Below are 25,043 nucleotides of genomic sequence, written 5' to 3' on the forward strand. Positions count from 1 at the left end.
CGCGGATCACACCCGCAGCGGCGCGAACGCGAACTCCCCTAAGCCGTCACGCGGATCGATCGCGGCCCGGAACCCCAATGTCTGCACCGCATGCGCAGGCGAGGCCACGATGTGCCGGACGTCCCCGCTGCGGTATTGACCGGTGATGACGGGCGGCTGTGCCCCGCGGGCCTCGCACAGCCGGGTCGCCACGTCCATGATCGAGATGGGCCGCCCCGAGCAGACGTTGAACGCGTTGAAGCCCTCCAGCCCGGCGTCGACCGCGGCGACGTTGGCGGCCGCGACATCGTCGACGTGCACGAAATCGCGCATCTGCCCGCCATCTTCGAAAACCCTTGGCTGGTGGCCGGATTCGAGCTGCGATCGGAAGATGGCCGCGACGCCCGAGTACGGGGTGTCGCGCGGCATGTTGGGCCCGTAGACGTTGTGATAGCGCAGCGCAACCACCGACCCGGCGCCGGACTCCACCCAGGCCAGCGCGAAATGCTCCTGCGCGGTCTTGCTTGCGGCGTACAGACTGCGGGGGCGCAACGGCGCATCCTCGCCGACGAGGCGCCACCGCAACGGTTCTCCGCCGATCGGGCAGCGATGCTCGAACACTCCCGCGTCCAGATCCGCGCGGGTACGTGGCGTGGGGTCGACCGGCCCGTGCTCGGGGCAGTCGTAGCCGCCCTGCCCGTACACCACCATCGACGATGCGAGCACCAGCCGCGTGCAGCCCGCGGCATACATCTCGGCGAGCAGCACCGCCGTGCCGAAGTCGTTGTGCCCGGCGTACGCCGGCGCGTCGGCGGCATCGACCCCGGCCCCGACCACGGCAGCCTGGTGGCACACCACGTCAATGCCACTGAGCAGCGGTTTCAGCGCATCGCGGTCCCGGATGTCGACCAGGTGACACTGCGGCGGAGGTTCGGCGCCGGGGCCGTGCGCGGCGGGCAGCATGGCGTCGGCGGCGACGACCTCGTGGCCCGCGGACCGCAACGCGACCGCGATGCGGGACCCGATGAAACCTGCTGCGCCGGTGAGCAGAACCTTCACGGCAACTCGAAAGGCAGCTTCACCCCGTCATGGGCCAGGCAGTGGGTGCACGTGCGCTCGACGTCGACGGCCTCGAGAGCCTCGTGCACCAACTTCTTGAACGGCACGATGTTCCGTTCGAATTCGGCGAACACGTCGACCGCTCTCACCCCTTCGCCGCTTTCGATGCCAGCGTCCAGATCGGTCACCAAAGCGATGGCGGCATAACACATTTCGAGTTCACGTGCCAGCACCGCCTCCGGGTAACCGGTCATGTTGACCAACCGGAAGCCCTGGCCCGCGAACCACTGGCTCTCCGCACGCGTCGAGAAGCGCGGCCCCTGGATCACCACCATGGTGCCGCCGTCGACCACACCGGGCAGCCCGGCCGCCGCCGCACGCAGCGTCGGACAGTAGGGATCGGCGAAACTCACATGGATGCCGCCGGAATCGAAATAAGTGTCGGGGCGCGCGCTGGTGCGGTCGACCAGTTGATCGGGCACCACCATCGACCCCGGACCGAGGTCAGGGGTCAAGCTACCGACCGCGCACGGCCCGAAGATGCGTCGCACCCCCAGGGCCCGCAGCGCCCACATGTTCGCCCGGTACGGCACGGTGTGCGGCGAATACTCGTGATTCACACCGTGTCTCGGGAGAAACGCGACCTCATGCTGGCCGACGGTGCCGACTGTGATGGGTGCGCTGGGAGCGCCGTACGGCGTGTCCACGCTGACACTGCGCGCGTCCGCGGAGAAAAATGTGTAGAAGCCGCTACCGCCGACGACTCCGAGCACTAGTCGGTCTTGTCGCCGAGGTCCTGGGTTTCGGGAACGTCGGTGGGCTTGACCTCGACGACGTCCTCTTCGACGTCTTCGACGTCCGCGGGGGCGTCCACGTCGAGATCGTCATCGAGCTGGGCCCGGGCCTTGCGCGCACTGTCGCGGATCTCGAACGCATCGGTGGCCAGGCCGCCGATGGCCGCCGCCACGTCCTTGACCGCCGTCGTGATGATGTGGGTCACCTCACCCACGGTCGACGCCACGGCCTCGACGGATTCCTGCAGCACATCCTTGCTGATCTCAGTCTTGCTGAGCCGGTCATTCATGCCGCCAGTGTAGGTCGGGTTCCTGGAGTCCTCATACGATGGCGATCGTGGCCAGTTTCGCTCAATGGATCGAGGGCGCCCGGCCCCGCACCTTGCCCAACGCCGTGTCCCCCGTGATCGCCGGGACCGGTGCGGCGGCGTGGCTCGGCGCGGCGGTGTGGTGGAAGGCGCTGCTGGCCCTGGCCGTCGCGGTGGCCCTGATCATCGGCGTCAACTACGCCAACGACTACTCCGACGGCATCCGCGGCACCGACGACGTGCGATCCGGCCCGCTGCGACTGGTCGGCTCCCGGTTGGCGTCACCCCGCGCAGTCCTGACAGCGGCGCTTTCGAGTCTGGCGGTGGGCGCCGTCACGGGCCTGGCGCTCGCCGCGGTGAGCGCGCCGTGGCTGATCGCCGTTGGCGCGGTGTGTATCGCCGGAGCGTGGCTCTATACCGGCGGCAAGAAGCCCTACGGCTACCTCGGGCTCGGCGAGATCGCGGTCTTCATCTTCTTCGGCCTGGTGGCCGTGCTGGGCACGCAGTACACCCAGGCGCTGCGGATCGATTGGGTCGGCGTGGTGATGGCCGTGGTGGTGGGCTCGTTGTCGTCGGCCGTGCTGGTCGCGAACAATCTGCGCGACATCCCGACCGACGCGGAGTCCGGCAAGATCACGCTGGCCGTGCGGCTGGGTGATGCCCGCACACGGGTGCTCTACCAGGTGCTGCTGGGCGTGGCGCTGGTCGGGACGCTGGCGCTGAGCGCCGCCACCCCGTGGTGCCTGGTGGGTCTGCTCGCCACGCCGCTCGCGGTGCGCGCGGCCCGGCCCGTGCTCGGAGGCAGCGGGGGCGCCGCGCTGATCCCCGTGCTACGCGACACCGGGCTCACCATGCTGGTATGGGCCGTTGCGGTGTCTTTGGCCGTGGGTTTGGCGGGCGCCGGTTTCTAGGGCGAACAGACACTGCGGTACGCGACACGCCGCGTTTCCGGTACCGCCACGACTGCTCGCCGAAAAAATCCGGCAGGTTATCCACAGATTGGACCTGGGCTCTTCAATCGCAGGCGGTAAGACGGTCAGCATCAACGGGTGCCCAGAGCTGCAATCGATCTCGAGGACTTCTTTGCCGCCAACGGCGGTGTGGCCACCACTGCACAGTTGCGGTCGGTCATGTCGCGCAAGACGCTTGCGGCGCTTGTGCACTCAGGGCAGATCCTGCGCGTCTGCCGCGGCGTGTACTCCGACCATGTCCCCGACACGATCGATCGACTTGCGGCCTTGGACCTCCTGACCTCGATGCCGATCGTGGCCTGCATGAACACCGCTGCCGCACTCTATGGCTTCGACACCGAGCACGACGACCGCATTCACATCCTCGATCCCGGCCTGCGGATCCGCCCCGCCGACGGGCTGATGGTGCATCAACGTGTCGGCGCACCGTTGAAAAGAGTCTCCGGCCGGCTGGCGACAAGCCCGGCGTGGACGGCCGTCGAACTCGCCCGCACCCTACGCCGACCGCGGGCGCTTGCCGTCCTTGATGCCGCGCTGCACGTCGGAGCTTGCAGCACCGAAGAATTGGCGTCCGCGGTGCGGGAACAGAAGGGCCGCAGGGGCATCGTTGCGGTGCGAGACCTGTTGGTTCACGCCGACGCTCGCGCCGAGTCGCCGATGGAAAGCGAGATGCGGCTGGTGTTCATCGACTGGTGCGTGCCGACGCCGGAGCTGCAATACGAGATCATCGACCGCCACGGTGAGCGCTGGCGCGTGGACTTCGCCTGGCCCGACGCGAAACTGGCCGCCGAATACGACAGCGTGGCATGGCACGCCACACCCGAAGGCTTCAAACACGACCGGCTCAAGGCCGCCCGGCTGCAGGAGTGTGGCTGGCGCACGGTCTCCGCGACGGGCGATGACATCCGCAGGCGTCCCGAAGAATTGGTGCGCCGGGTGATGTGGCACCTCGACGACGCCGCACTTGCCGGCTGATTCCCCGCACGAGCAGACAGCTAGGTACGCGAAAACCGGCGTGTCGGGGGACCTGAGTGTCTGTTCGGCGATATCGAAGTAACGTTGCTCCTCGACCGGCCGACCGTCTGGAGACGCGCATGACCGTTTCGACCGCACACCCGCCACCGCCGTCGGGCCCGGCGGCGACTCGCAGGGCCATCTGGAACACGATCCGCGGCTCGTCGGGCAATCTCGTCGAGTGGTACGACGTCTACGTCTACACGGTGTTCGCGACGTACTTCGAGAAGCAGTTCTTCGACCCGGCCGACCAGAACTCGACGGTCTACATCTACGCGATCTTCGCCGTCACCTTCGTCACCCGGCCGATCGGCTCATGGTTCTTCGGCCGGTTCGCCGACCGCCGTGGCCGCCGCGCGGCGCTGACCTTCAGCGTGTCGCTGATGGCGTTGTGCTCGCTCGTCATCGCGCTGGTGCCTGCCCGCGACAGCATCGGCGTGGCGGCCCCGATCATCCTCGTGCTGTGCCGGTTGGTGCAGGGCTTCGCCACCGGCGGTGAATACGGAACGTCGGCCACCTACATGTCCGAGGCCGCCACGCGGGAACGCCGCGGCTTCTTCTCGTCGTTCCAATACGTCACGCTGGTCGGCGGCCACGTGCTGGCCCAGTTCACGCTGCTGATCATCCTCACCGTGTTCAGCGCGGCACAGGTGGGCGAATTCGGTTGGCGCATCGGATTTGCCGTCGGAGGCGTGGCCGCGGTCGTGGTGTTCTGGCTGCGCCGGACGATGGACGAATCGCTGTCGGAGGAACAGCTCGCGGCGGTCAAGGCCGGGCAGGACAGCAGCTCGGGTTCGATGAAGGAACTGCTCACCAGCTACTGGAAACCGCTGCTGTTGTGCTTCCTGATCACCATGGGCGGCACGCTGGCGTTCTACGCATACAGCGTCAACGCCCCCGCGATCGTCAAGGCCACCTACAAAGACCAGGCGATGACGGCCACCTGGATCAACCTCATCGGGTTGATCTTCCTGATGGCGCTGCAACCGGTCGGCGGGCTCATCAGCGACAAGGTGGGGCGCAAACCGCTGTTGCTGTTCTTCGGGTTCGGTGGCGTCGTCTACACCTACGTGCTCTTCACCTACCTACCCCAAACCCGTTCGCCCATCATGTCGTTTGTGCTCGTCGCGGTCAGCTACGTGCTGCTGACCGGCTACACCTCCATCAATGCGCTGGTGAAATCCGAACTGTTCCCGGCCCACGTGCGGGCGCTGGGCGTGGGAGTTGGCTACGCACTGGCCAATTCGATATTCGGTGGCACCGCTCCGGTGATCTACCAGGCGCTCAAGGAGAAGCATCAGGTTCCGCTGTTCATCGCCTACGTGACGTTGTGCATCGCGATCTCACTGGTGGTGTACCTGTTCTTCCTGAAGAACAAGGCCGACACCTACCTGGACCGCGAGAAGGGCTCGGCATTCGGCACGGCAGAATCAATGAGATGAGTGCGCTGCGGGTCATCGTCGCCGACGACGATGTGTTGCTCCGGGAAGGCCTCGCGAGCCTGCTCGACCGGTCCGGTTTCGACGTGATCGGCCAAGCCGGTGACGCGACGGAACTGCTTGCCCTGGTGCGGGATCAGAAACCGCAACTGGCCGTGGTGGACATCAGGATGCCCCCGACGCACACCACCGAAGGCCTCGATGCCGCGAAAGTCATCCGCGACGAGTCCCCCGACACCGGCATTCTGGTGCTCTCGGCGCACGTCGAGGTCGAGCACGCCACCGAGCTGCTGGCCAGCGGCCACGGCATCGGATACCTGCTCAAGTCCAGGGTCACCGACGTCACCGATTTCGTAGAGACCCTGGAACGCATCGCCAAGGGCGCGTCCGTGGTGGACCCGGCGCTGGTGTCCGAACTGGTGTCCGCGCGGCGACGCAACGATCCGCTCGCAGTGCTCAGTGCCCGCGAACAGGAAGTGCTCATGCTGATGGCCGAGGGCCGCTCCAACGCGGGCATCGCGCGACGGCTGTGGGTCACCGAGGGCACCGTGGAAAAGCACGTCCGCAGCATCCTGACCAAACTGAACCTGGCCGGGACCGCCGACGATCACCGCCGGGTCCGCGCCGTCATCACCTACCTGGAAGCGCGGTAGCGACCAGATCCTCGATGGCCGCCGCAGACAGCGCGAACTTGGGCAGGAAGCCGATCGCCGGACTGGTCTCGATCATCTCGGTCAGGTCCTGCTCGGCGTACGTGGACACCAGGACCACCGCGGGACGGCGCGGCAAGTCGCTGCTCTGCAGCTGTTCTGCGAGGTCGAACCCGCTTTCCGCGCCGAGCATGACGTCGACGACCGCGACGTCGGGCTGCAATTCGCGGCACAGCCTCACGGCGTCGCTGCTGTTGGTCGCGGACGCGACGACCTCGACGCCGCCGCGGGCCAACATGCGGCACGCGGCGTCGCGGAAACCGGCGCTGTCATCGACGATGAGGCAGCGCATGGCGTCTCCCGGGGCCGGTCATGCATCCAGCGTCGCATCGGAGGGCTCCGGCGTCATTACCGCTAGCGGGAATTCCCGTCACCGCTGAACCATCGGTGCTCGCCACACGTCATCATCTAGGTGAGTGTGGCCACCGCATTACCCGCGCCTTCCCCTGCGCGCTCCCGTGCCGTGGGTGCACGGATGCTGGCGCTGCTGCTGCGACCCAGCGCCCCACCGACGATGGTGGGTGTCGCGGTGGCCGCGGCGTTCATCACCGCCGAGACGCTGCTGTCCTTCGTGGTGCGGCAACTGGCCCCGGGCAGCGCCTGCGGAGCACTGTTCCTGTTCGGTGTGCTGGTGATCTCGGCCGGCTGGGGGATCCGGCTGGCCGTGGCGACCTCGCTGGCCAGCGCCGCGACGTACGTGCACTTCCACATGCAGACCACCGGCGGGATGCTGCCCGCCCACGCCGAGGACGTGGTCGCACTGACGATCTTCTTGCCGCTGGCGTTCTTGATCAATGTGCTGGTGGGCCAGGCGCGGCTGCGAACCATCGAGGCCAGAGCCGGCAGGCGCGCGGCCGATCTGGTCGCCGGGCAGCAGGCCGCGCTGCGCCGGGTCGCCACCCTGGTGGCCCGCGGATCCGGCCCCGAAGAGGTGTACCCCGCGGCGGTGACGGAGCTGGCCGGCGGGTTGGGCATGGATCACGTGGCGCTGTTGCAGTTCGGCGACGACGCGGCAGCACCCGTGGTGCTGGCCTCTCGGGACCCGGTCGGCGCCCCGAAACTGACTGTGGGTGAACGTTTTTGGCTCGACGGCGGCAGCGTGGCCGGTGCGGTCGCCGAAACCGGGGCGGCGGCGCGCATCGACGACTACGACGAGGTCGACGGCGCCACGGCGGCCCGCATCCGCGCCATCGGGATCCGCTCTGCGGTGGGCGCGCCGATCATCGTCGGCGGACAGCTGCGCGGGGTGCTGGTGGCCGGTTCGACGCAACGGCACGCGTTCGGGGCCGAGACCGAGGCCCACGTCGGGGATTTCGCCGACCTGGTCGCCACCGCCATCAGCAACGCCGAGACGCGGGCCGCACTGACCGCGTCGCGGGCCAGGATCGTGACCGCGGCCGATCAGGCGCGACGCGGATTCGAACGCGATCTGCACGACGGTGCCCAGCAGCGGGTGGTGTCCCTTGGCCTGGCCGTGCGGGCCGTCGAGGCGTCGGTACCGGCCGATCAGCCGATGCTGCGTCGCGACATCGCCCGGCTCGCGGCCGGTTTGTCGGCGTTGTCCACTGAGTTGCAGGATGTTTCGCGAGGTATCCACCCGGCGATCCTGTCCAAGGGCGGGCTGGGTCCGGCGCTGCGTTCGCTGGCCCGACGCTCCCCCATCCCGGTGGACCTCGACCTCGACCTCACCCGACCCGTGCCCGAATCCGTGGGCGTGGCAGCCTATTACGTCGTCGCCGAGGCGTTGACCAACGCCGCCAAACACGCCGAGGCCTCCGGTGTCGACGTGCGAGCCGTCACCGAGGGAGCCGAGCTGGCGCTCTCGATCAGCGACGACGGAATCGGCGGTGCCACAACCGGTGCCGGGTCCGGATTGACCGGACTCACCGACCGGGTCGAGGCCTTGAGCGGGCACCTGACGGTGATCAGCCCACGCGACATCGGCACCACGTTGACGGCACGGATCCCGCTGCGCTGCATCGAGCCTCGCAGTCCACAGCTCGCGGGATAGCGGTCACCGTCCCAGCGCGTCGAGCAACCGATCGAGATCGTCCTCGGTGTTGTACAGGTGAAAACCGACCCGCACGGCCCCGGCCCGCATCGACGCGCGAATTCCCGCCCGCTGCAACCGTTCTGCCGCATCAGCGATCGGAATCGACACGATCGCCGAATCCTGTTGGGGCAGCTCGATCGCCGCCCGCAACCGGTTGGCCAGCCCGAGGACATGCTGTTTGACCGCGACCTGATCCAGGGACGCGAGCCACGGCAGCGTCAGCCCGGCTCCCAGCACGCTGAACCAGGCCGGCGAGGCGTCGAACCGGCGCGCGTCGGCCGCCAACCGCAGCGGCAGCCCGTAGATCGACTCCCAGGGCTGCTCACCGGCGTACCAGTTGGCCGCGTGCGGCGTCATGGTCGCAGCCACGCGCTCGCTCAACGACATCCACGCGGTACCGCGCGGCGCCAGCAGCCACTTGTACACCGCGGCCACCGTGACGTCGACCCAGCTCACATCGGGGCACGCCCAACCCAGGGCCTGCGTCAGGTCGACGACGGTGAGCGTGTCGGCGCCCTGCACGGTGGCGCGCAATGCTGCGAGATCCAGCACGGCACCGTTGGCCGACTGCACGAGACTGACCGACACCACATCGAAGTCCGCGGCGCGCTCGATGAGCTCGGGCAGCGTCAGCTCGGTGACGGTGATGCCGCGGCCCTGCGCGGCGAACGGGAAGGTGGTGCTGGTGAATTCGCCCGCGAGCACGGCGACGCGGCTACCGTCGGGAACGGCGGCGGCCACCAGACCGAGTGCCGCCGAGACGTTCCCGGCCATCGCCACCGACTCGACGGGAACCCCGGCCAGCTGCGCATAACCGGCCCGCCCGGCGCGCACGGGTTCGTCGAACGATGCGGCCTGCATGGTCCCGGCCTGCCATTCGGCTATGCAGCCCTGCAGGGCGTCGAGCAGGAACTGTGGCGGCAGCCCGAACGTGGGCGTGTTGAGAAACCCTTCGGCACCGGCGAATTCGGCGCCGAAGGCGGTTCTCACGACTTGGGGTCCTCGCCGCGCAGCCGCGCCTGAAGTTGTTCACGGTCGGCGCGTCGACGCTCGTCGAGGGCCGCGATGGACGCGGTGGCACGCTCGCGCAACGGGCGGAACAACCAAATCCCCAGCGGGAGCGCGATCACGAATGCGAACAACAACGCCACCACGATCGGGAACTCACGCACACCGAGCAGGTGGCCGCCGGCGAAGATCACTCCCGTCAACACCGCGACGAGGACCAATCGGGCAGCGACGTAAACCAACACATCGGCGACCAAGCGGGCCACCGGACGACTTCCTGACACCACCCGAGCCTACCGACGACGCGTATATTCAGGTAAAGGAGGTTTCGAGTGGCTTACCTACTCCTGTTGCTCGTCTTGGGCTGCCTGGTTTATGTCGGATGGCGGCTGGCGCGGGCGACGGCGACCAAACCCAAGACTCGCGTGATCGGCCCCGACGACGATCCCGAATTCTTGCGTCGGCTCGGACACGGCGACAACCCGCGCCCCTGAGCGGCCGCGGGTTCGTGCAGCACGTCAGCCGCGCAGCTCACTGCGGCGCTGCCGCGGCTTGGCAAAGTCACTGGCGACCACCGCAGCCAACTCGATCAACGCTTCGCGCGTCTTCGGCTTGAGCCGCTCCAAGCTGATCTCGGCGCCCTCTTCCAGGTGCGGATCGAACGGCACCAACCGCACCGCGCGGCACCGCCGCGAGAAGTGATCCACCACCTTCGACAGATCCACCTTGCCGGACCGCGGCCGTACCGCGTTGACCACCGCGATCGAATTACGCACCAGATCCTGATGCCCGTGCGCGTCGAGCCAGTCCAGCGTCGCCGACGCGCTGCGCGCCCCGTCGACCGAGCCGGAGCTGATCACGACCAGCACGTCGGCCTTGGACAACACCGCCGACATCGCCGAGTGCATCAGGCCCGTGCCGCAGTCGGTCAGCACCAGGCTGTAGAACCGCTCCAGCACCTCCAGGGTGCGCACATAGTCGTCGGAGCTGAACGCCTCCGACACCGCGGGATCGCTCTCCGAGGCGAGCACCTCCAGCCGGCTGGGCCCCTGCGAGGTGTAGGCCCGCACATCGCTGTACCGCTCGATTCCCTCGGCGTCGCGCAGCAGGTGACGCACCGTCGCGGCGGTCTCCAGCGGAACCTTCTGGCTGAGCGTGCCCCGATCCGGGTTGGCGTCCACGGCCACCACCCGATCACCGCGGATGGAGGCGAACGTGGCACCCAGTGTCGCGGTGATCGTGGTCTTGCCGACACCGCCCTTGAGCGACAGCAGCGCGATGCGGTAGCAGCCCTGCAGCGGCTGACGGACCTCGGCCAGCAGATCGTTGTGGTGGTTGACCTTGGGGCTCTCCCCCACGTTGACCAGTTTGAACGTCGACAGGTACAGCAGCTTGCGCCAACCCGACGACGGCGGATTCTTGCGCTGTCCGAGCAGCGCCGTGGTCGACAGGTCGCGGTACGGCGACGAGAAATCGGGCTGCGCAGGCTGTGCCGGTGCCTGCTGTGGAGCCTCGGCCACGGGCGGCGCGACCACGGGAACACCGTGCGGCGGGGTCGGGGCCGTCCACTCCGGTGGCGGTCCCGCGCTGGTCGCCGGGTCGCTGAACCGCTGCTGCCCGCGGAAACCGGCCACGGCCGAGGTCGGCTGCTCGACTACCTGTGCTGCCGGAGGGGACCCGACGTGACTGATCGTCGGCTCGTCCGGGGCGGTCGTGGACACATCCACCGTGCCGTGCTCAGTTGACTCGGACATGGAATCTCCCCTCCATACGGGCGCGATGCGCTATCCGCGCACCACATCACCTAACCAACGCCGGCGTACGAGTGCAGCCCGACGGTAACCAGATTGATGAAAAACAGGTTGAACACCATCGCAACGAAGCCCACCACGTTGATCCAGGCGGCCTTGCGGTCGCGCCAACCGGCGGTCGAACGGGCATGCAGGTAGGCGGCGTACACCACCCACGCGATGAACGACACCGTCTCTTTGGGATCCCAGCCCCAGTAGCGGCCCCACGCCTCCTCGGCCCAGATGGCGCCGAAGATCACCCCGAAGCCGAAGATCGGGAACGCGAAGATGGTCGTCCGGTAGGCGATGCGGTCGAGGGTCTGTGCGTCGGGCAGACGCTGGATGACCCGACCGAACGCATTGTCACGGTCGGCCAGGGGCGACATCTTGACCAGGAACAGAATGCTCGCGACACCGGCCACCAGGAACACCCCGGAGCCCAGGCTCACGACCGACACGTGGATCGGCAGCCAGTAGGACTGCAGCGCGGGCATCACCGGCGCGGCGTTGGTGTAGAGCCAGTGCCCCGACACGGCCAGCAGGATGAGTACCGGGACCAGCACGAACACCCACAACGCGCGGTACTTGCCTGCGCGCCCCGCCCGCCCCAAGCGCAGCACGATCGCCGACGCGATCAGCCCCGCGAAGCAGGTCAGGTTGATGAACTCGTACATGTTGCCCCACGGCACCCGGGCCGTGGCCAGACCGCGCAGCACGATGCAGGCGAACAACAGCGCGATACCGACGTAGACCAGGGCCAGACCGGCGCGACCGATCCGCTCGTCGGTGGACCGCGTGGGGACGTCGGCGATGACGCCGGGGGTGGCGCTGTCGGCACCGACCGTGGCGCCGACCAGCTCCCGAACTTCGACCTTGCGGCCACGGCTGTAGGCGAGCTCGACCGCCAGCAACAGCAGGGCGCCCACCAGAACCACCACCGACGAGGTGAAAGCCCAGTCCGAGTACCGGGCCAGCCCGATATCGATGTGCTCTGTGTTCATTCGCGCGTCACTCTCCCAGCAGCCGTTGCGTCAATCGCTCGAACTCGTCGCCCCATCCGGAGTTGTCGGTGCGCGCGAGCCCGCCCAGCTCGACGCTCACGGTACCCGGCGCAGCGGGTTGGATCCGAACCCAGACCCGACGTCTGCGCACCACCAACGACACCAGCAACCCGGCCATCATCGACATGGCGAAGACCAGCACCCACACCTGGGCGGGATCGTGCGATACCTGCAGGTTGATGAACGGCACGGCGCCGTCGAACCGGACCGTGGTGCCGTCGTCGAGGCGGGTGACCTGTCCCTTGGTCAGGTTGACGCGCGCCACCTTGGTGAGCCGCTTCTGCTCGATGAGGCGCGGATCCAGCGAGAACAGGGACTGCGGCCTGCCGGTGTCCAGGCCCGTGTCGCCGCGATAGATGTCGACGGCGACCGCCGGATCGTTGAGCGCCGGGAAGCTGGACGACAGCAGCGTGCCCTCGAGCTGCTTGGTCGGCGCGAACAGGCCCTGGATGGCGATCTGATGTTTGCGCCGCTCGTCGGCGTCGGGGTAGCTGCCGCCCGGCGGATCGATCCGCACCACGCCGGAGGACAGCAGGGTCAGCGGTTCCTCGGGCTTCCACTGCACGGTCTGGCTGCGGGTTTTCCCGTCCGGGAAGGTGACGGTGAACGACGGCGCGTAGCCGTGCCCCTGCAGGTAGATCCGGTTGCCGCCGATGCGCAGTGGATGGTTGACCTCGAGCCGGTAGGGCTGCCAGGTGTTGGCCGCCAGGTCGTGGCCGGCCTGATAGTCGATGTTGGCCGCGAACGACAAGGCCTGGCCCGACGGCAGATAGTGCGCGTCGAAATCGTTGACCCGCAGGCAGATGGGGTCCAGCGAGGTGCCGTCGACGGTGTTGCCTGCCCGGAACGAGTCGAACGCCGCCGGGGAGGCCGAGCAGAAGCCGGGGCCGCCGTCGGCGATGACGATGACGTTGCCCTCGTAGCCGAACAGCTTGCCCGCCGCGACCGCGACCAGTAGGCCGAGCAGCGAGAAGTGGAAGACGATGTTGCCGAACTCGCGCAGATAGCCCTTTTCGGCCGAGACCTCGGTGACGCCGTCTTCGGTGCGGGTGACCGTGCGCCAGCCCTTGAGCCGCTGCGTCACCCGCTCGGCCAGCTTCTCCGGATCGCCGCTGACCTGGTCGGAGTGGTACTTCGGCAGCCGGGCCAGGTTGCGCGGCGCGGCCACCGGAACCGCCCGCAGGGTGCGGACATGCTCGAGCATCCGCGGGGTCAGGCAGCCGACCAGCGAGATGAACAGCAGCACATAGATCGCGGTGAACCAGAAGCTGGAGAAGACGTCGAAAGCCTGCACCCGGTCCAGCCACGGGCCGATGGTCGAGTGCTTGGTGAGATATTCGTCGACCTTCGACGAGTTGAGGCTGCGCTGCGGCAACAGGGCACCGGGGATGGCGCCGAGCGCCAGCAGGAACAGCAGCACCAGCGCGGTGCCCATGGACGTCAGCGTCCGCCAGGTGTTCCGTATCACCGCGAGCAGACGCTGAGGTACCCCGACACGCCGTGTTTCGGGGACTTGCGCGTCTGCTCGCGCGTCGGTGTCGGTCATATCGGCAACCTGACGTCACTGACGAAGGCGTCACGCACCCAGGACACGAAGTCGTTCCACAGGCCCGTGACGAGGGCGGTACCCACGAGGATCAGCAGGATCCCGCCGAAGATCTGGATGGCGCGGGTGTGACGGCGCAACCAGCCCAGCCCCTGCACGGCGCGCGCCGAGCCGAGGGCCAGCAACACGAACGGGATGCCCAACCCGAGGCAGTAGGCCAGCACCAGGGTCACACCGCGCGCGACGCTGGCGCCGTCGGTCGCCGAGGCGACCGCGATCACGCCCGTCAGGGTCGGCCCAAGGCACGGCGTCCAGCCCAGCGCGAACACCGCGCCCAGCAGCGGGGCCCCCGCCAGCGTCGACCACTGCCGCGGCGTGAACCGGGCCTGCCGCTGCAGCATCGGCACGAACCCGACGAACACCAGACCCATCACGATGGTGACGATGCCGCCGATGCGTTGCAGCAGCAGCTGGTTGGCGATCAGCGTGGTGGTCATGCCGAGGACCGCGACGGCGCCCAGCAGGAACACCACGGTGAACCCGGCGACGAACAACGCCGCCGCCCCGGCCACGCGCAGGCGCGCGGTCTTGACTCCGACCGTGCCAGACGCTGCTTCGGATTCGTCGACGCCGACGACGGCGGCCAAGTACGAGAGATAGCCCGGCACCAGCGGCACGACGCACGGCGACGCGAACGACACCACACCGGCGAGCACGCTGACCCCCAGGGCCAGCAGCACCGGCCCTGCTGCCGCGATCTCGGCGAATCCGGTCATGCCTTGGGCTCCGGCTCGGCTGCCAGCTTCTCCACGACCGGCTGCAGATCCTCGGCCAGCAACTCCCGCAGGAACACCGCGGCGACGCGGTGCTGACGGTCCAGCACCACGGTCGACGGGATCACCGTGGTCGGGTACTTGCCGCCGAACGCGATCATGGTGCGCATCGCCGGGTCATAGATCGACGGGAAGCTGACCTTGCGGTCGGTGACGAAATCGACTGCGGCATCACGGTTGTTGTCCCGCACGTCGATGCCCAGAAATGCCACGCCCTTGTCGCGGGTGGCCTCGTAGACCTTCTGCAACTGGCTGATCTCGGCACGGCACGGCCCACACCACTGGCCCCACACGTTGATCACCACGACCTTGCCCGCGAAATCGTCGAGCGACAGCGTCTTGTTCGGATCGGTGAGCTCCGGACCACTGAGTTTGCCTGGGGTGCCGCGCTTTTCAGGTGGATCGTAGAAGATGTCGGTCTTGCCGCCAGGGGCCACGAACTCGAAGGTGCCGCCCTGCGCGACGGCGTCGTCACCGGTCGAACAACCGGAGACGAACAGCACCGCCGCAAGCAGCGCGACCAACCACTTCACTAGATACCCCAGGGCTCCGAATATCCCCAGCGGACCAGGCGGTCGTCGTCGAACGTGAACGACGTGAGGGAGGACAGATTGCACAACCGGCTGTGCGGCAGCGGCAGATGCGCGAGCTTTCGCCCGGTCATCGCGCGGCGCAGAGTCTCGACCGGAAGTTGGTGGCTCACACACACCGCCTCGTGGCCCGCGGCCTTCTCGCGAGCCCGGTTGAGCGCAGCCATCATTCGCGGGGCGATCTCGTCGTAGGGTTCGCCCCACGACGGCTTCATCGGGTTGCGCAGCCGCGGCCAGTTCCGCGGATCGCGTAGCGCGCCGTCACCGGGCGACACCCGCTCCCCCTCGAACTGATTCCACGATTCGATGAGGTCGTCGTCGACGTTGATGGGCAGGCCGTGGCTTTCGGCGATGGGTGTCGCCGTCTCCTGCGCCCGCTCCAGCGGCGAGGCAACCACATACACGATGTCGTTGTGCGCCAACCAATCCGCGGCCGCCTGGGCCTGGGCCCGACCCCGGTCGGACAGGTGGTAGCCCGGCAGGCGCCCATAGAGCACCTTCTCCGGGTTGAACACCTCACCGTGCCGCATGACGTGCACGGTCGTCCGAACTGTCACGCCGTGGCCTCCGCGGCGGCACGCGCCGCACCCGGCAGGGCGTCGGCGATGCGCTCGAACGCCGCATCGTCCAAAATGCTTGAGACGAACCAGGTTTCGAACGCGCTACACGGCGGATAGACGCCGGCCTCCAGCAGCGCATGGAAGAACGGTGGGAAGCGCCAGGTCTGCGTCGCCTTCGCGGCGGCGAAATCGTGTACCGGCTCGTCGGTGAAGAACACGCTGAGCATGTTCCCGGCCCGCTGCACCTGGTGCGCGACGCCGGCATCGGTCAGCGCGGAGGTCAGCAGGCCCGCCAACGTGTCGGCGTTGGCGTCGAGCCGGGTGTAGGCCGCGTCGTCGGCGTTGCGCAGCGTCGCCAGCCCGGCGGCCATCGCCACCGGGTTCCCCGACAGGGTGCCCGCCTGGTAGACGGGGCCCAGCGGGGCCAGCCGGCCCATCACCTCGGCGCTGCCGCCGAACGCCGCGGCGGGCAGGCCGCCGCTCATGACCTTGCCGAACGTGTAGAGATCCGCGTCGACGGGATCCAGCCCGTACCAGCCGGCCTTGCTGACCCGGAACCCCGTCATCACCTCGTCGAGGATCAGCACCGCACCGTGCTCGGCGGTGATGCGGCGCAACGCGGCGTTGAAGCCGGGCAGCGGGGGCACCGTGCCCATGTTGCCGGGGCTGGCCTCGCTGATGACGCACGCGATCTCGTCGCCGAAGCGCTTGAACACGTCCTCGACCGCTTGGACGTTGTTGTACGGCAGCACGATGGTGTCGGCTGCCGCGGCGCCGGTGACGCCGGGCGAGGACGGCAGACCCAGGGTCGCGACGCCGGAGCCGGCGTCGGCCAGCAGTGCGTCGCTGTGGCCGTGGTAGCAACCCGAGAACTTGATGATCTTGGCGCGGCCGGTGTACCCGCGGGCCAGCCGGATGGCGCTCATGGTGGCCTCGGTACCGGAGTTCACCAACCGCAGCTTCTCGACAGGCGCGACCCGCCCGATGATCTCGGAAGCCAGCTCGGTCTCCGACGGTGTCGGGGCGCCGAAGCTGAGCCCGTGCGCCGCGGCCTGCTGAACCGCCTCCACGACGGCGGGGTGCGCGTGGCCGAGCAGCGCCGGGCCCCATGAGCAGACGAGGTCGACGTAGCGGTTGTCGTCGGCGTCGGTGAGCCAGTAGCCCTGCGCGGAGGTGATGAACCTCGGCGTACCGCCCACAGAGTTGAAGGCCCGGACCGGGGAATTCACTCCGCCGGGGATGACGGCGCAGGCATCGGCGAACAGTTCGGCCGAGCGCTGGGTGACAGGCATGGCCACCAGTGTCCCAGCCGGTGCAAACCCGTCAACTACAGGGTGTAATAGTGGCCGGTCCGCGCGGACGAACCCTCGCCGGAATCGGGCCCTTGGCGACAGTGGTGAACGGCACTTCGACGGGGAACTCGGCGCAGGTCGCGACCACCTCGACGGCGCGCACGATGGTGGCGAGCGCCAGCGTCGTCTCAAGCCGTGCGAAATGCTCACCGATGCACGACCGCGCGCCACCGGCGAACGGGATGAAATGCCAGCGGTCCCGCTGCCGGGTGTTCTCCGGGCTGAACCGGTCGGGGTCGAACACCTGTGGGTCGGGCCACAGCTGCGGGTCGTGGTGTACGGCGTAGATACCCAACGCCACCAGGCTGCCCGCCTGGACCCGGTATCCGTCCACTGCGATGTCGCGCAGCGCCAGCCGGCCCACCCCGGCGGCAGGTGGGCACAGCCGCAGGGCCTCGTTGAGCACCTGCACGGTATAGCCGAGGCTCGGTACGTCGGCCGGGGTCAACTCGCGGTCCCCGAGGGCAGCGGCCTCGGCAGCCACCCGCTCCTGGATCTCGGGATGCCGACCCAATTGCCACAGCGCGTAGGTCAGTGCCGTCGCGGTCGTGTCGTGCCCGGCCAGCATGAAGATCAACAGGTCGTTGGCGATGTCCTCGTCGGACAGCGGCAGGCCCGTCTCCGGGTCCGCGGCCGCGATGAGGGCCTGCACCAGCGGCGCGTCGCGGTCCGGATCGGAGCGACAGGCCCGCAGGATCTCGGTGGTCACCTCACGCATCGCCGCGACCGCGGCCCGAGCGCGGGCGCGCGCCGGGGTGGGGAGCCACCTCGGCGCACGGACCGGCCGCAGCGCCCGGTCGGTGGTGTACGACGACGCGACGTGCATGTGCTCGACGATGACGCCGGCCCGCTCGTTGAGGTCGATGCCCAACACCGACCGGCCCAGCGACTGCATGGTGACCCGACGGCATTCGGCGTCGAGGTCGATCGCGCGCCCGCCACCCCAGCTGTCGACCGCGGTCTGCGCGGCCCGCGACATGTGGCCACCGAACGCCCGCACGTTCTGCTTGGTGAAGACCGGTTGCAATGCTCTTTTCCTGGGCCGCCACTGCTCGTTGGGCAGTACGAACAGGCTGTCACCGGCGGCGTGCCGCACTTCGTCGTGCACGATGCACCGCTCGGCGAACGCGTCGTTGCGTCCCAGCACGTCCTTGATGCCGTCCGGGGAGAACACCGCGACAAGCGGCGGCATGAGCCGTGCGGGCCCGAACTGCACGCGGGTGACGGGCCCGCCCGCCGCACGCAGCAGCAGCTGCCCCCTGTCCAGTTGCCGCACGGCGTTTGCCAGTTGCCGGATCGACAGCGGATTGCGGGGTGCAAGCGGCAGGGTGCTGACGTCATCGACATTCGCTGCGGCGTTCATCACCATCAGTTGTAGCCGAACGTGTCACCCAGCCCGGGTCAGCGCGAACACCGGGTGATCCGCGTCGTCTGGCAGCTGCTGCCAATAGCCGTCGACGACCTTGCCTGCCAGCGGCCGGTAGGCGGCGATGATCGGCGCCCGCCGATCCACGGGGACCTCTGCCGCGAGGTAGCTGTCCGACCCCAGGGTGACGCGCGGGTTGGCCCGCACATTGCGCACCCATTCGGATTCACCGCGGGTGGAGACCAGGTACTTGACCCCGTCGACCTCGGGAACCACAACGGGAATCTGCTGAGGCCGTTTGCTGACTCGTGTTGTGACAGTGAGTGTCTGGCTTTCGCCGACGTGGGTGGCCATAGCGATCCGGTTGAACACTGTGCGAACAAACCATCCAGGCTTGAGATAGGCCATAACGCACGAGTTTGATGGGAGTATGCAGTTACCGCAATCGTTGGCTCGCTTCAATCGCCACGTGACCAATCCCATCCAGCGGCTGTGGGCCGGCTGGGCCCCGACGTTCGGAATCCTCGAGCACGTGGGCCGCAAGTCGGGTAAGACCTACCGCACCCCGCTGAGCGTGTTCAGCACTGATGAGGGCGTGGCGATCATGCTGACCTACGGCCCGGATCGGGACTGGTTGAAGAACCTCACCGCCGCGGGTCACGCTCAGATCCGCCGCCACGGCAAGACCATTCAGGTGCAGGACCCCCGGGTGGTGACCAAGGAAGAGGCCGCCGAGCACGTGACCGGCGTGATGCGTCGCCCGTTCGCGCGGTTGCCGTTCGAGCAGGCCGTCCTACTGACCAAGGTGTAGCAGGCCGCCCTGCCACCCGCTCGTGTCAGCCTTCGGCCGCCGCCTTGCGGGCTGGGCGGGCCCACCTGGCGGATTCAGCCAGCGCAGCGTCGACCACCGAGTCGGCTGTCGCGAACAACGGTGTGTTGCGATCGGCACTGGCGATGGGCAGCACCGCGGCACAGCGCATCACCAGCGCTCCGAGCGCCAGCGACGTTCTCGGCGGCACCACCAGCAACGTGATGTCAGCGTTGCGCCCGGTCACCCTGATCAGGCGCAGCCGCTTGGGACGCGTCACGGTTGCCCAACGACTACCGACGACCATTGCGTCCAGGTCGAGCTGCCCATCGGTCTCCGACCAGTTCAGGCAGATCTCCATGATCTCGCCCAGCTGCTGCTGCAGGGCCGCGACCAGGTTCGGCAGTTCGGTGGCCAGCGACCCGGAATAGGGCCACCAGGCCCCGTCGATGTCGGCCCCCAAGTGCTTCGCCAACACGACCCGTACCGGTCGCGCTGAGCGCCGGGGACCTTCCAAACCGTTCATGATGTCGTCGGACCGGCCAGGGGCTGACTGTCAGCGGTGTCCGAAAAAAGCGGCGCCTCAACGGGTGTGGCGACGTTGGCGTCGTCGTGCGTGTCGACGGGCGGACTGAGATGAGAAAAGATGACGGAAGACTGCATATAAGCCCGCTCCTAGTTCGGTGTGGGTCCGGCCGCGTGCGGTACGGATCAGGCGGTGGGAACCAATCGATACATGATCTGCAGGCTGATCGCGTCGACAATGGGAGGACCCGAGCGGCGGAAACCGCCGGCTACCCCGCTGAGAGATGTGACGCCTACCTGCACCAAACTACACCCACTCCGGTCACAGCTCACGCTCGTCAACATCCACATAGGCGGCCAAACCAAACCACATCAGCGCATACCGCGTACGCTTGAGGCCATCGGCGGTACTTCGTCACGTGACTGGTCATAGTTGCGTCGTCGCCGATTCGAAGAATGTGACCGGTTCGCGGTCAAGGCGGGAGCGTCACGATGACGCCGCAACTGCACCCCACTAGTCAACAGCGCCGCGCATCGCCAGAGCACACACCGCGACTGCGACTGAAGCCCAAAGCTTCCCGCAGCGGATATGTCGACGGGGCGTGGTGGCCGCACACCAGTGACCTCAGCACCGAACTGCCGGACCTCTTGGCCGTATTGTCAATTCGCCTCGGGCAGATCGATCGCGTCTTATACAACATGGGCGAATGGCCTATATCCCCCGCCAAACTCTCAACCGGCGGACGGCGAGTGCGGCTCGACGGGTACCGGCGACAGCCGGTCAACACCATCGAAGTCATTGGACTCGGACGCGACAGGATCGTCCTCATGACGGTGCCGGCTCGCACTGATCCCGGCGAAGCCCATTGTGCGCTCATGCGCGCTGCACGGCCCGAGGACTGCTCGACGGTGGCCGACCTTCTGGGTTCGGCGCAGCACGACGGCTAGCCACCGGACCCTCAACAAGATTTGGACGCACTGCCGTGCGGTCATCAACGACAACAGAAAGTAGAACCAGCATGACCGAAGGAACCGTGAAGTGGTACAACGACGACAAGGGCTTCGGCTTCATCACTCAGGATGGCGGCGCGCCGGACGTATTCGTTCACCACACCGATCTTCAGAACGGCGACCAGGCCTCGCTGCAGGTGAACCAGCGGGTGAAGTTCAATGTCACTCAAAGCGCCAAAGGGCCTCGGGCCGTTGATGTTACATCCCTCTGACGCCCCGCAGAGCGGTTCGGGTGTGTGGTAACTCAGTGCTTCTTGGGAGGCAAAAGTTTGTCGGTAGACGATATGTCAGCGGCTTTGGCCCGCTTGACCGCTCGCTTCTCTTTGAGCGACTTGCCGGATTTCTTGGTCATACTCTGCCGTGGCGACTTGTCGGACATATGTGCCCCTTTGATATGGGGCCTACAGTGGTCCCGATTTCTCGACCCTACGCGCCCTTTGACAGGCGGGCAATGTCGCCTGTCAAGGCGATGTCGTTGTAGGACAACCGTGTTGAGAGGGCCTGTAGCGTGGCGCCGCACCGCGAGTCATCGGCAACCCCGCATGACGACACGAACCTGCACGGGATCATGAAACGCGACGTGGGCGTCCAGCTCGGCGTCGACATCGTCGAGCCGACATCGCTGGAGTTTCAGATCACCGTCGCGCGGCAGGCGAATATCAAAGTATTCGAATCGCTTTCCTTCGAAATGAACGGCGAGCAGCTACGGCCGACCGAGGTTATCGGTGCGCACGGCAGCCGGGTCCACAAACTGGATGCCGCGCAAGGGCGGCTCACGGTCGACTACACTGCCACGGTTGTCGGCCGCGGAGACCCCGCGCCGGTGACCGACTACGACCTCTCGGTGTACCTGCGCCCCAGTCGCTACGCCGAATCGGACAAGTTCTTCGGCTTCGCCGCAACGGAATTCGGCAGCTACCGGGACTCGGCGACACTATTGGCGAAAGTCTCGGCGTGGGTGGGCAGCAGGCTGAGCTATGTGCCCGGTTCCAGCGATCCAATCGACGGAGCTGTCGACACCCTGCTGGCGGGCGCCGGAGTGTGCCGCGATTTCGCCCACCTGGCGGTAGCGCTGCTGCGGGCAGTCAACGTACCCGCGCGGATGGTTTCGGTGTACGCACCCGGGTTGCGGCCCATGGATTTTCATGCGGTCGCCGAGGCATACGTGGACGGCTTCTGGCGCGTGGTCGACGGGACGCTGCTGGCTCCAAGGCAGAGCCTGGTCCGGATTGCCACCGGCCGCGACTCCGCAGACACCGCATTTCTCGACAACCACGGGGGGTCGGTCGCACTGTGCACCATGAGCGTGTTCGCCGTCGTCGACGGTGAACTCCCCAGAGATTCGGTCGGCCAGTTGGTATCAATCGGCTGACGCACGTAGCGGCGGTATGAGGCTCGGGCGACGCCACCGCACCGACCGTGATCCCGAAAAGGAACACCGCTCCTGTCGTCCCTGTGACACGAAAGGTCGAACAGGGAGAAGCTTTCGGTCGGTGGGCGGGCCGCCCGGCCCTGGCATTTCCGCTGATCAATTGCGGCCTCTGCTGCCTTCCAGTAGACGCCGAGATCCGGGCCCTGTCAACGATCCGCGTGCTCCTATGGATCTGGACGCCGTAATCAATTGCGGCACCGCTGAATAACGACATGGTGGAGCCAGTGCGGCGGATCACCTGAACCGCGGGACAGGCCGTCAGCCGATACGAAAATGCTCGCCCTACCGCACATTTGACTGCTGATCACCCGTAGACTCACTCGGATGGCGCCGAATTGCCCCCGATGCGGCAGCACCGGCATGTATCCACTTCCCAATACCAATCCCAAAGCCGCCGCAGGCGGCATCGGTGGGCGGCGATGGGAGTGTTTCGAGTGCGGCAAGAACGTTTTCCGCAAAGCACCCGATCCTGACACACCTCCGCTTGACGAGACGTGACGCGGCCGAGCACACAGCCGGAGGATTCCGATCGAGGGCCGCCATCGGCCGATTTGGATGCACCACGTACACTTCAAGTAATTCGGCGGTACTCCGTCGCCTGACTGGTCAAAGTCAGGCCGTCGCCGATTCGAAGAATGTGGCCGGTCGCGGTCAAGGCGGGAGCGTCGCAATGACGCCGCAAAATGACTGCACCACGGTCCGGAAACAACGCACGGCACCCGAGCACACACCGCGGTTACGGTTGAAGCCGAAAGCTTCCCACAGCGGGTACGTGGACGGGGCGTGGTGGCCGCACACCACTGACCTCAGCACAGAACTGCCAGACCTCTTGGCCGTACTGTCAATTCGCCTCGGACGGATCGACCGCGTGCTGTACAACGTCGGCGAGTGGTCGAAGGCGCCCACCAAACTCGCCACTTGCGGACGGCGAGTGCGGCTCGACGGATACCAACGACAACCGGTCAACACCATCGAAGTCGTCGGGCACGACCGAGCGAAGATCGTGCTGCTGACAGTGCCGGCGGGCACCGATCCAGCGGAAGCCCATTCTGCGCTCATGAGTGCTGCACGGCCCGACAACCGCTCGACAGCGGTCGACATCCTGATCTCCGCGCAAGACGCCGACTAGTAGTCCACCAACGACTTGTCCGTTGGGCACCAGATTTGGACGTATCAACATGCGTTCATCGAAAAAAGAGAAAGTAGTACAGCATGACCGAAGGAACCGTGAAGTGGTTTAACAACGACAAGGGCTTTGGCTTCATCGCCCCGGATGGCGGTGCGTCAGACGTGTTCGTTCACCACTCCGAGATCCAGGGTGGCGGTTTCCGCTCACTCGAAGAGAACCAGCGGGTGAAGTTCGAAATCACCCAGGGCGACAAAGGCCCGCAAGCCGTGGGCGTAACCGCCCTCTGATCACCTGATCATCTCCGGAACCCCGGGACCAAGCGTGCGACGTCCCGGGGTTTCGTGCGTCGAGACCGCCGCGGCACAAGTGCGCGCAACGTGCGCCGAACAGCCGGCCGCCGCCAGGTGCACATGGGATCGAATTCGTAGGTCAAGAAACTCCGTCCAACTGCGAAAAGGCCGATCTTGATGAGGCAGGCAGAGCGCACTTACCGGGTCGACCACGCGTCGGCATGTCCCATGAGTGGGACGGCAAATCGGATTTGGCCGCAAAACCAGGTACCTTACACGTGGCTATCTAGGCAGACATCGCGGACACGCACCGGTCGGGCTAACACTGAAGGGGAACCTGTTGCAGAGACATTTGACCGACGTCGAGATTCTCAAGGAACTCGAGCCGGTTGCTGAGGCAGGTCTCAATCATCACCTGAAGGTCGCCAAGGAGTGGCATCCGCACGACTACGTCCCGTGGGACCTGGGCCGGAACTTCGCGGCCCTGGGCGGCGAGGACTGGGACCCCGAGCAATCCCGGCTGTCCGAAGTCGCCAAGGTCGCGATGGTCACCAACCTGCTCACCGAGGACAACCTGCCGTCCTATCACCGGGGCGCGGCCAACCACTTCTCTCTCGACGGCGCCTGGGGCCACTGGGTCAACCAGTGGACCGCCGAAGAAAATCGGCACGGCATCGTCATCCGCGACTATCTCGTCGTCACCCGCGGAGTGGACCCCGTGGCCCTGGAGCGCATGCGCATGGAGCACATGCGCAACGGCTACGACCCCGACGAAGAAGAACGCGAAATCCATGAGCCCGGCCCGCTGATGATTTCGGCGTACGCGACGCTGCAGGAACTCGCCACCCGCGTGAGCCACCGCAACACCGGCAAGATCTGCGACGACCCGATCGCCGAATCGATGCTGCAGCGTGTCGCGACCGACGAGAACCTGCACATGGTCTTCTACCGCAACATGTTCTCGGCCGGTTTCGACCTCGCCCCTGACCAGGCGATGGAAGCGGTCTGCGCCATCATCGAAGGGTTCCGGATGCCCGGACGCGGCATGCCGAACTGGCGGCGCAACAGCGTGATCATGGCCAAGCACGGCATCTACGATCTGCGCCAGCACCTCGAAGAGGTCGTCATGCCCAACGTCAAGAAGTGGCGGATCTTCGAACGCACCGACGTGACCGCCATCGGCGAGAAGCGCCGCGAGCAGCTCGCCGACTACCTGGAGGACCTGCAGAAGCAGGTCGTCAGGTTCGAGGAGCAGCGTGATCGCATGCTCGCCCGCGAGGCCGCCAAGGCCGAGCGCTCGGCGTAGCCCCGCCCACTGGCCAGTTGATGCACCCATCGCGGGCTGTTGCGGAATCGTGTGGGGGTCAGTGCAACGGATCTCGTCAGTGGTGGCGGGTGGCCGGGCCCGAGGTCGG

General features: G+C 67.0%; 29 protein-coding genes. 13 read left to right on the forward strand and 16 right to left on the reverse strand.

Going from position 1 to position 25,043, the window contains the following annotated elements; all coding sequences use genetic code 11:
• Nucleotides 1-6: 6 nt before the first annotated feature.
• The 3 genes from BST13_RS34650 to BST13_RS34660 are packed head-to-tail and all read right to left on the reverse strand — an operon-like array spanning nt 7 to nt 2,122.
• The gene (locus tag BST13_RS34650; protein ID WP_083170275.1) at nt 7-1,038 is read right to left on the reverse strand and encodes an NAD-dependent epimerase/dehydratase family protein; all 1,032 of its coding nucleotides are present in this window, start codon (nt 1,036-1,038) and stop codon (nt 7-9) included.
• Entirely contained in the window at nt 1,035-1,811 is a 777-nt protein-coding gene (locus BST13_RS34655; RefSeq protein ID WP_083170277.1) for an S-methyl-5'-thioadenosine phosphorylase, read from the reverse strand. Before BST13_RS34655 ends, BST13_RS34650 begins: the two co-directional genes overlap by 4 nt.
• Nucleotides 1,811-2,122 (reverse strand): hypothetical protein, encoded by a 312-nt coding sequence (locus BST13_RS34660; RefSeq protein ID WP_083170279.1) that lies wholly within the window; start codon nt 2,120-2,122, stop codon nt 1,811-1,813. The genes BST13_RS34655 and BST13_RS34660 overlap by 1 nt, the downstream gene beginning before the upstream one ends.
• A 47-nt stretch (nt 2,123-2,169) precedes the next feature.
• On the opposite strand from BST13_RS34660, the gene BST13_RS34665 reads away from it, so the two are divergent.
• From BST13_RS34665 to BST13_RS34680, 4 genes are all read left to right on the forward strand, one after another.
• Nucleotides 2,170-3,051, forward strand: a complete 882-nt coding sequence (locus BST13_RS34665) for a 1,4-dihydroxy-2-naphthoate polyprenyltransferase (RefSeq protein ID WP_083170322.1) — start codon at nt 2,170-2,172, stop codon at nt 3,049-3,051.
• A 138-nt stretch (nt 3,052-3,189) separates the two neighbouring features.
• A complete protein-coding gene (locus BST13_RS34670) occupies nt 3,190-4,086 on the forward strand; it encodes a type IV toxin-antitoxin system AbiEi family antitoxin domain-containing protein (protein ID WP_083170281.1) in 897 nt (298 codons plus the stop codon).
• A gap of 119 nt (nt 4,087-4,205) precedes the next feature.
• Nucleotides 4,206-5,567: an MFS transporter gene (locus BST13_RS34675; RefSeq protein ID WP_083170283.1), complete on the forward strand. Its 1,362-nt coding sequence runs from the start codon at nt 4,206-4,208 to the stop codon at nt 5,565-5,567.
• Complete coding sequence (locus BST13_RS34680) at nt 5,564-6,217, forward strand: response regulator (protein WP_083170285.1); 654 nt, start codon at nt 5,564-5,566, stop codon at nt 6,215-6,217. The genes BST13_RS34675 and BST13_RS34680 overlap by 4 nt, the downstream gene beginning before the upstream one ends.
• On the opposite strand, the gene BST13_RS34685 is transcribed toward BST13_RS34680, so the two are convergent.
• Nucleotides 6,195-6,566: a LytR/AlgR family response regulator transcription factor gene (locus BST13_RS34685; RefSeq protein WP_083170287.1), complete on the reverse strand. Its 372-nt coding sequence runs from the start codon at nt 6,564-6,566 to the stop codon at nt 6,195-6,197. The two genes, BST13_RS34680 and BST13_RS34685, sit on opposite strands and share 23 nt — an antisense overlap.
• 183 nt (nt 6,567-6,749) lie before the next feature.
• Between BST13_RS34685 and BST13_RS34690 the strand changes: the two genes are divergently transcribed.
• On the forward strand, nt 6,750-8,285 hold the full coding sequence (locus tag BST13_RS34690) for a GAF domain-containing sensor histidine kinase (protein WP_083170323.1): 1,536 nt from the start codon (nt 6,750-6,752) through the stop codon (nt 8,283-8,285).
• Nucleotides 8,286-8,288: 3 nt separating this feature from the next.
• Here the strand turns inward: BST13_RS34690 and BST13_RS34695 are convergent, their stop codons facing one another.
• Together BST13_RS34695 and BST13_RS34700 are read right to left on the reverse strand one after the other, a co-directional pair.
• Nucleotides 8,289-9,317 carry an aminotransferase class V-fold PLP-dependent enzyme gene (locus tag BST13_RS34695; RefSeq protein WP_083170289.1) on the reverse strand — a complete coding sequence of 343 codons (1,029 nt, stop codon included), beginning with the start codon at nt 9,315-9,317 and terminating at the stop codon, nt 8,289-8,291.
• Complete coding sequence (locus BST13_RS34700; protein WP_083170330.1) at nt 9,314-9,619, reverse strand: DUF4229 domain-containing protein; 306 nt, start codon at nt 9,617-9,619, stop codon at nt 9,314-9,316. Before BST13_RS34700 ends, BST13_RS34695 begins: the two co-directional genes overlap by 4 nt.
• Before the next feature lie 48 nt (nt 9,620-9,667).
• On the opposite strand from BST13_RS34700, the gene BST13_RS38520 reads away from it, so the two are divergent.
• Entirely contained in the window at nt 9,668-9,829 is a 162-nt protein-coding gene (locus BST13_RS38520; protein ID WP_087073968.1) for a hypothetical protein, read from the forward strand.
• A gap of 24 nt (nt 9,830-9,853) precedes the next feature.
• Here the strand turns inward: BST13_RS38520 and BST13_RS34705 are convergent, their stop codons facing one another.
• The 9 genes from BST13_RS34705 to BST13_RS34745 form a co-directional block, all read right to left on the reverse strand.
• Nucleotides 9,854-11,089 (reverse strand): MinD/ParA family ATP-binding protein, encoded by a 1,236-nt coding sequence (locus BST13_RS34705; protein WP_083170291.1) that lies wholly within the window; start codon nt 11,087-11,089, stop codon nt 9,854-9,856.
• Nucleotides 11,090-11,139: 50 nt separating this feature from the next.
• Entirely contained in the window at nt 11,140-12,126 is a 987-nt protein-coding gene (gene ccsB, locus BST13_RS34710; protein ID WP_083170293.1) for a c-type cytochrome biogenesis protein CcsB, read from the reverse strand.
• A 7-nt stretch (nt 12,127-12,133) separates the two neighbouring features.
• Entirely contained in the window at nt 12,134-13,621 is a 1,488-nt protein-coding gene (locus BST13_RS34715) for a cytochrome c biogenesis protein ResB (protein WP_170064371.1), read from the reverse strand.
• A gap of 107 nt (nt 13,622-13,728) precedes the next feature.
• Entirely contained in the window at nt 13,729-14,508 is a 780-nt protein-coding gene (locus BST13_RS34720; protein ID WP_083170296.1) for a cytochrome c biogenesis CcdA family protein, read from the reverse strand.
• Nucleotides 14,505-15,098 (reverse strand): TlpA disulfide reductase family protein, encoded by a 594-nt coding sequence (locus tag BST13_RS34725; RefSeq protein ID WP_083170298.1) that lies wholly within the window; start codon nt 15,096-15,098, stop codon nt 14,505-14,507. The genes BST13_RS34720 and BST13_RS34725 overlap by 4 nt, the downstream gene beginning before the upstream one ends.
• The gene (locus BST13_RS34730) at nt 15,098-15,685 is read right to left on the reverse strand and encodes a histidine phosphatase family protein (RefSeq protein WP_083170300.1); all 588 of its coding nucleotides are present in this window, start codon (nt 15,683-15,685) and stop codon (nt 15,098-15,100) included. Before BST13_RS34730 ends, BST13_RS34725 begins: the two co-directional genes overlap by 1 nt.
• Before the next feature lie 23 nt (nt 15,686-15,708).
• On the reverse strand, nt 15,709-17,007 hold the full coding sequence (gene hemL, locus BST13_RS34735) for a glutamate-1-semialdehyde 2,1-aminomutase (protein ID WP_083170302.1): 1,299 nt from the start codon (nt 17,005-17,007) through the stop codon (nt 15,709-15,711).
• A gap of 31 nt (nt 17,008-17,038) precedes the next feature.
• Complete coding sequence (locus BST13_RS34740) at nt 17,039-18,430, reverse strand: cytochrome P450 (protein WP_083170332.1); 1,392 nt, start codon at nt 18,428-18,430, stop codon at nt 17,039-17,041.
• A 24-nt stretch (nt 18,431-18,454) separates the two neighbouring features.
• Nucleotides 18,455-18,841, reverse strand: coding sequence for a nitroreductase/quinone reductase family protein (locus BST13_RS34745; RefSeq protein ID WP_083170304.1), 387 nt, complete (start codon nt 18,839-18,841; stop codon nt 18,455-18,457).
• A gap of 22 nt (nt 18,842-18,863) precedes the next feature.
• Between BST13_RS34745 and BST13_RS34750 the strand changes: the two genes are divergently transcribed.
• Entirely contained in the window at nt 18,864-19,244 is a 381-nt protein-coding gene (locus BST13_RS34750; RefSeq protein ID WP_083170306.1) for a nitroreductase family deazaflavin-dependent oxidoreductase, read from the forward strand.
• A gap of 25 nt (nt 19,245-19,269) precedes the next feature.
• Here the strand turns inward: BST13_RS34750 and BST13_RS34755 are convergent, their stop codons facing one another.
• Nucleotides 19,270-19,719, reverse strand: coding sequence for a DUF5994 family protein (locus BST13_RS34755; RefSeq protein WP_425437092.1), 450 nt, complete (start codon nt 19,717-19,719; stop codon nt 19,270-19,272).
• Nucleotides 19,720-20,258: 539 nt separating this feature from the next.
• Between BST13_RS34755 and BST13_RS34760 the strand changes: the two genes are divergently transcribed.
• The 6 genes from BST13_RS34760 (at nt 20,259) to BST13_RS34785 (ending at nt 24,934) form a co-directional block, all read left to right on the forward strand.
• Nucleotides 20,259-20,714 (forward strand): DUF5994 family protein, encoded by a 456-nt coding sequence (locus tag BST13_RS34760; protein WP_083170310.1) that lies wholly within the window; start codon nt 20,259-20,261, stop codon nt 20,712-20,714.
• A 71-nt stretch (nt 20,715-20,785) separates the two neighbouring features.
• Nucleotides 20,786-20,989, forward strand: coding sequence for a cold-shock protein (locus BST13_RS34765; protein ID WP_083170312.1), 204 nt, complete (start codon nt 20,786-20,788; stop codon nt 20,987-20,989).
• A 356-nt stretch (nt 20,990-21,345) separates the two neighbouring features.
• Complete coding sequence (locus tag BST13_RS34770) at nt 21,346-22,149, forward strand: transglutaminase-like domain-containing protein (RefSeq protein WP_083170333.1); 804 nt, start codon at nt 21,346-21,348, stop codon at nt 22,147-22,149.
• 730 nt (nt 22,150-22,879) lie between these two features.
• Nucleotides 22,880-23,338 (forward strand): DUF5994 family protein, encoded by a 459-nt coding sequence (locus BST13_RS34775; protein WP_083170314.1) that lies wholly within the window; start codon nt 22,880-22,882, stop codon nt 23,336-23,338.
• Nucleotides 23,339-23,421: 83 nt separating this feature from the next.
• A complete protein-coding gene (locus tag BST13_RS34780; protein WP_083170316.1) occupies nt 23,422-23,625 on the forward strand; it encodes a cold-shock protein in 204 nt (67 codons plus the stop codon).
• Nucleotides 23,626-23,968: 343 nt separating this feature from the next.
• Nucleotides 23,969-24,934, forward strand: a complete 966-nt coding sequence (locus tag BST13_RS34785; protein WP_083170318.1) for an acyl-ACP desaturase — start codon at nt 23,969-23,971, stop codon at nt 24,932-24,934.
• Nucleotides 24,935-25,043 lie beyond the last annotated feature (109 nt).

It is taken from the genome of Mycobacterium aquaticum (assembly GCF_002086485.1).
In the GTDB taxonomy this organism is placed as follows: Bacteria; Actinomycetota; Actinomycetes; order Mycobacteriales; family Mycobacteriaceae; genus Mycobacterium; species Mycobacterium aquaticum.

What these genes read in the sequence shown, in the direction of transcription:
- BST13_RS34660 (WP_083170279.1), bottom strand. Translation starts at nt 2,122, where the DNA reads ATGAATGACCGGCTCAGCAAGACTGAGATCAGCAAGGATGTGCTGCAG.
- BST13_RS34675 (WP_083170283.1), top strand. Translation starts at nt 4,206, where the DNA reads ATGACCGTTTCGACCGCACACCCGCCACCGCCGTCGGGCCCGGCGGCG.
- BST13_RS34680 (WP_083170285.1), top strand. Translation starts at nt 5,564, where the DNA reads ATGAGTGCGCTGCGGGTCATCGTCGCCGACGACGATGTGTTGCTCCGG.
- BST13_RS34685 (WP_083170287.1), bottom strand. Translation starts at nt 6,566, where the DNA reads ATGCGCTGCCTCATCGTCGATGACAGCGCCGGTTTCCGCGACGCCGCG.
- BST13_RS34690 (WP_083170323.1), top strand. Translation starts at nt 6,750, where the DNA reads ATGCTGGCGCTGCTGCTGCGACCCAGCGCCCCACCGACGATGGTGGGT.
- BST13_RS34705 (WP_083170291.1), bottom strand. Translation starts at nt 11,089, where the DNA reads ATGTCCGAGTCAACTGAGCACGGCACGGTGGATGTGTCCACGACCGCC.
- ccsB (WP_083170293.1), bottom strand. Translation starts at nt 12,126, where the DNA reads ATGAACACAGAGCACATCGATATCGGGCTGGCCCGGTACTCGGACTGG.
- BST13_RS34715 (WP_170064371.1), bottom strand. Translation starts at nt 13,621, where the DNA reads ATGGGCACCGCGCTGGTGCTGCTGTTCCTGCTGGCGCTCGGCGCCATC.
- BST13_RS34720 (WP_083170296.1), bottom strand. Translation starts at nt 14,508, where the DNA reads ATGACCGGATTCGCCGAGATCGCGGCAGCAGGGCCGGTGCTGCTGGCC.
- BST13_RS34730 (WP_083170300.1), bottom strand. Translation starts at nt 15,685, where the DNA reads ATGCGGCACGGTGAGGTGTTCAACCCGGAGAAGGTGCTCTATGGGCGC.
- hemL (WP_083170302.1), bottom strand. Translation starts at nt 17,007, where the DNA reads ATGCCTGTCACCCAGCGCTCGGCCGAACTGTTCGCCGATGCCTGCGCC.
- BST13_RS34740 (WP_083170332.1), bottom strand. Translation starts at nt 18,430, where the DNA reads ATGAACGCCGCAGCGAATGTCGATGACGTCAGCACCCTGCCGCTTGCA.
- BST13_RS34745 (WP_083170304.1), bottom strand. Translation starts at nt 18,841, where the DNA reads ATGGCCTATCTCAAGCCTGGATGGTTTGTTCGCACAGTGTTCAACCGG.
- BST13_RS34750 (WP_083170306.1), top strand. Translation starts at nt 18,864, where the DNA reads ATGCAGTTACCGCAATCGTTGGCTCGCTTCAATCGCCACGTGACCAAT.
- BST13_RS34760 (WP_083170310.1), top strand. Translation starts at nt 20,259, where the DNA reads ATGACGCCGCAACTGCACCCCACTAGTCAACAGCGCCGCGCATCGCCA.
- BST13_RS34765 (WP_083170312.1), top strand. Translation starts at nt 20,786, where the DNA reads ATGACCGAAGGAACCGTGAAGTGGTACAACGACGACAAGGGCTTCGGC.
- BST13_RS34770 (WP_083170333.1), top strand. Translation starts at nt 21,346, where the DNA reads ATGAAACGCGACGTGGGCGTCCAGCTCGGCGTCGACATCGTCGAGCCG.
- BST13_RS34775 (WP_083170314.1), top strand. Translation starts at nt 22,880, where the DNA reads ATGACGCCGCAAAATGACTGCACCACGGTCCGGAAACAACGCACGGCA.
- BST13_RS34780 (WP_083170316.1), top strand. Translation starts at nt 23,422, where the DNA reads ATGACCGAAGGAACCGTGAAGTGGTTTAACAACGACAAGGGCTTTGGC.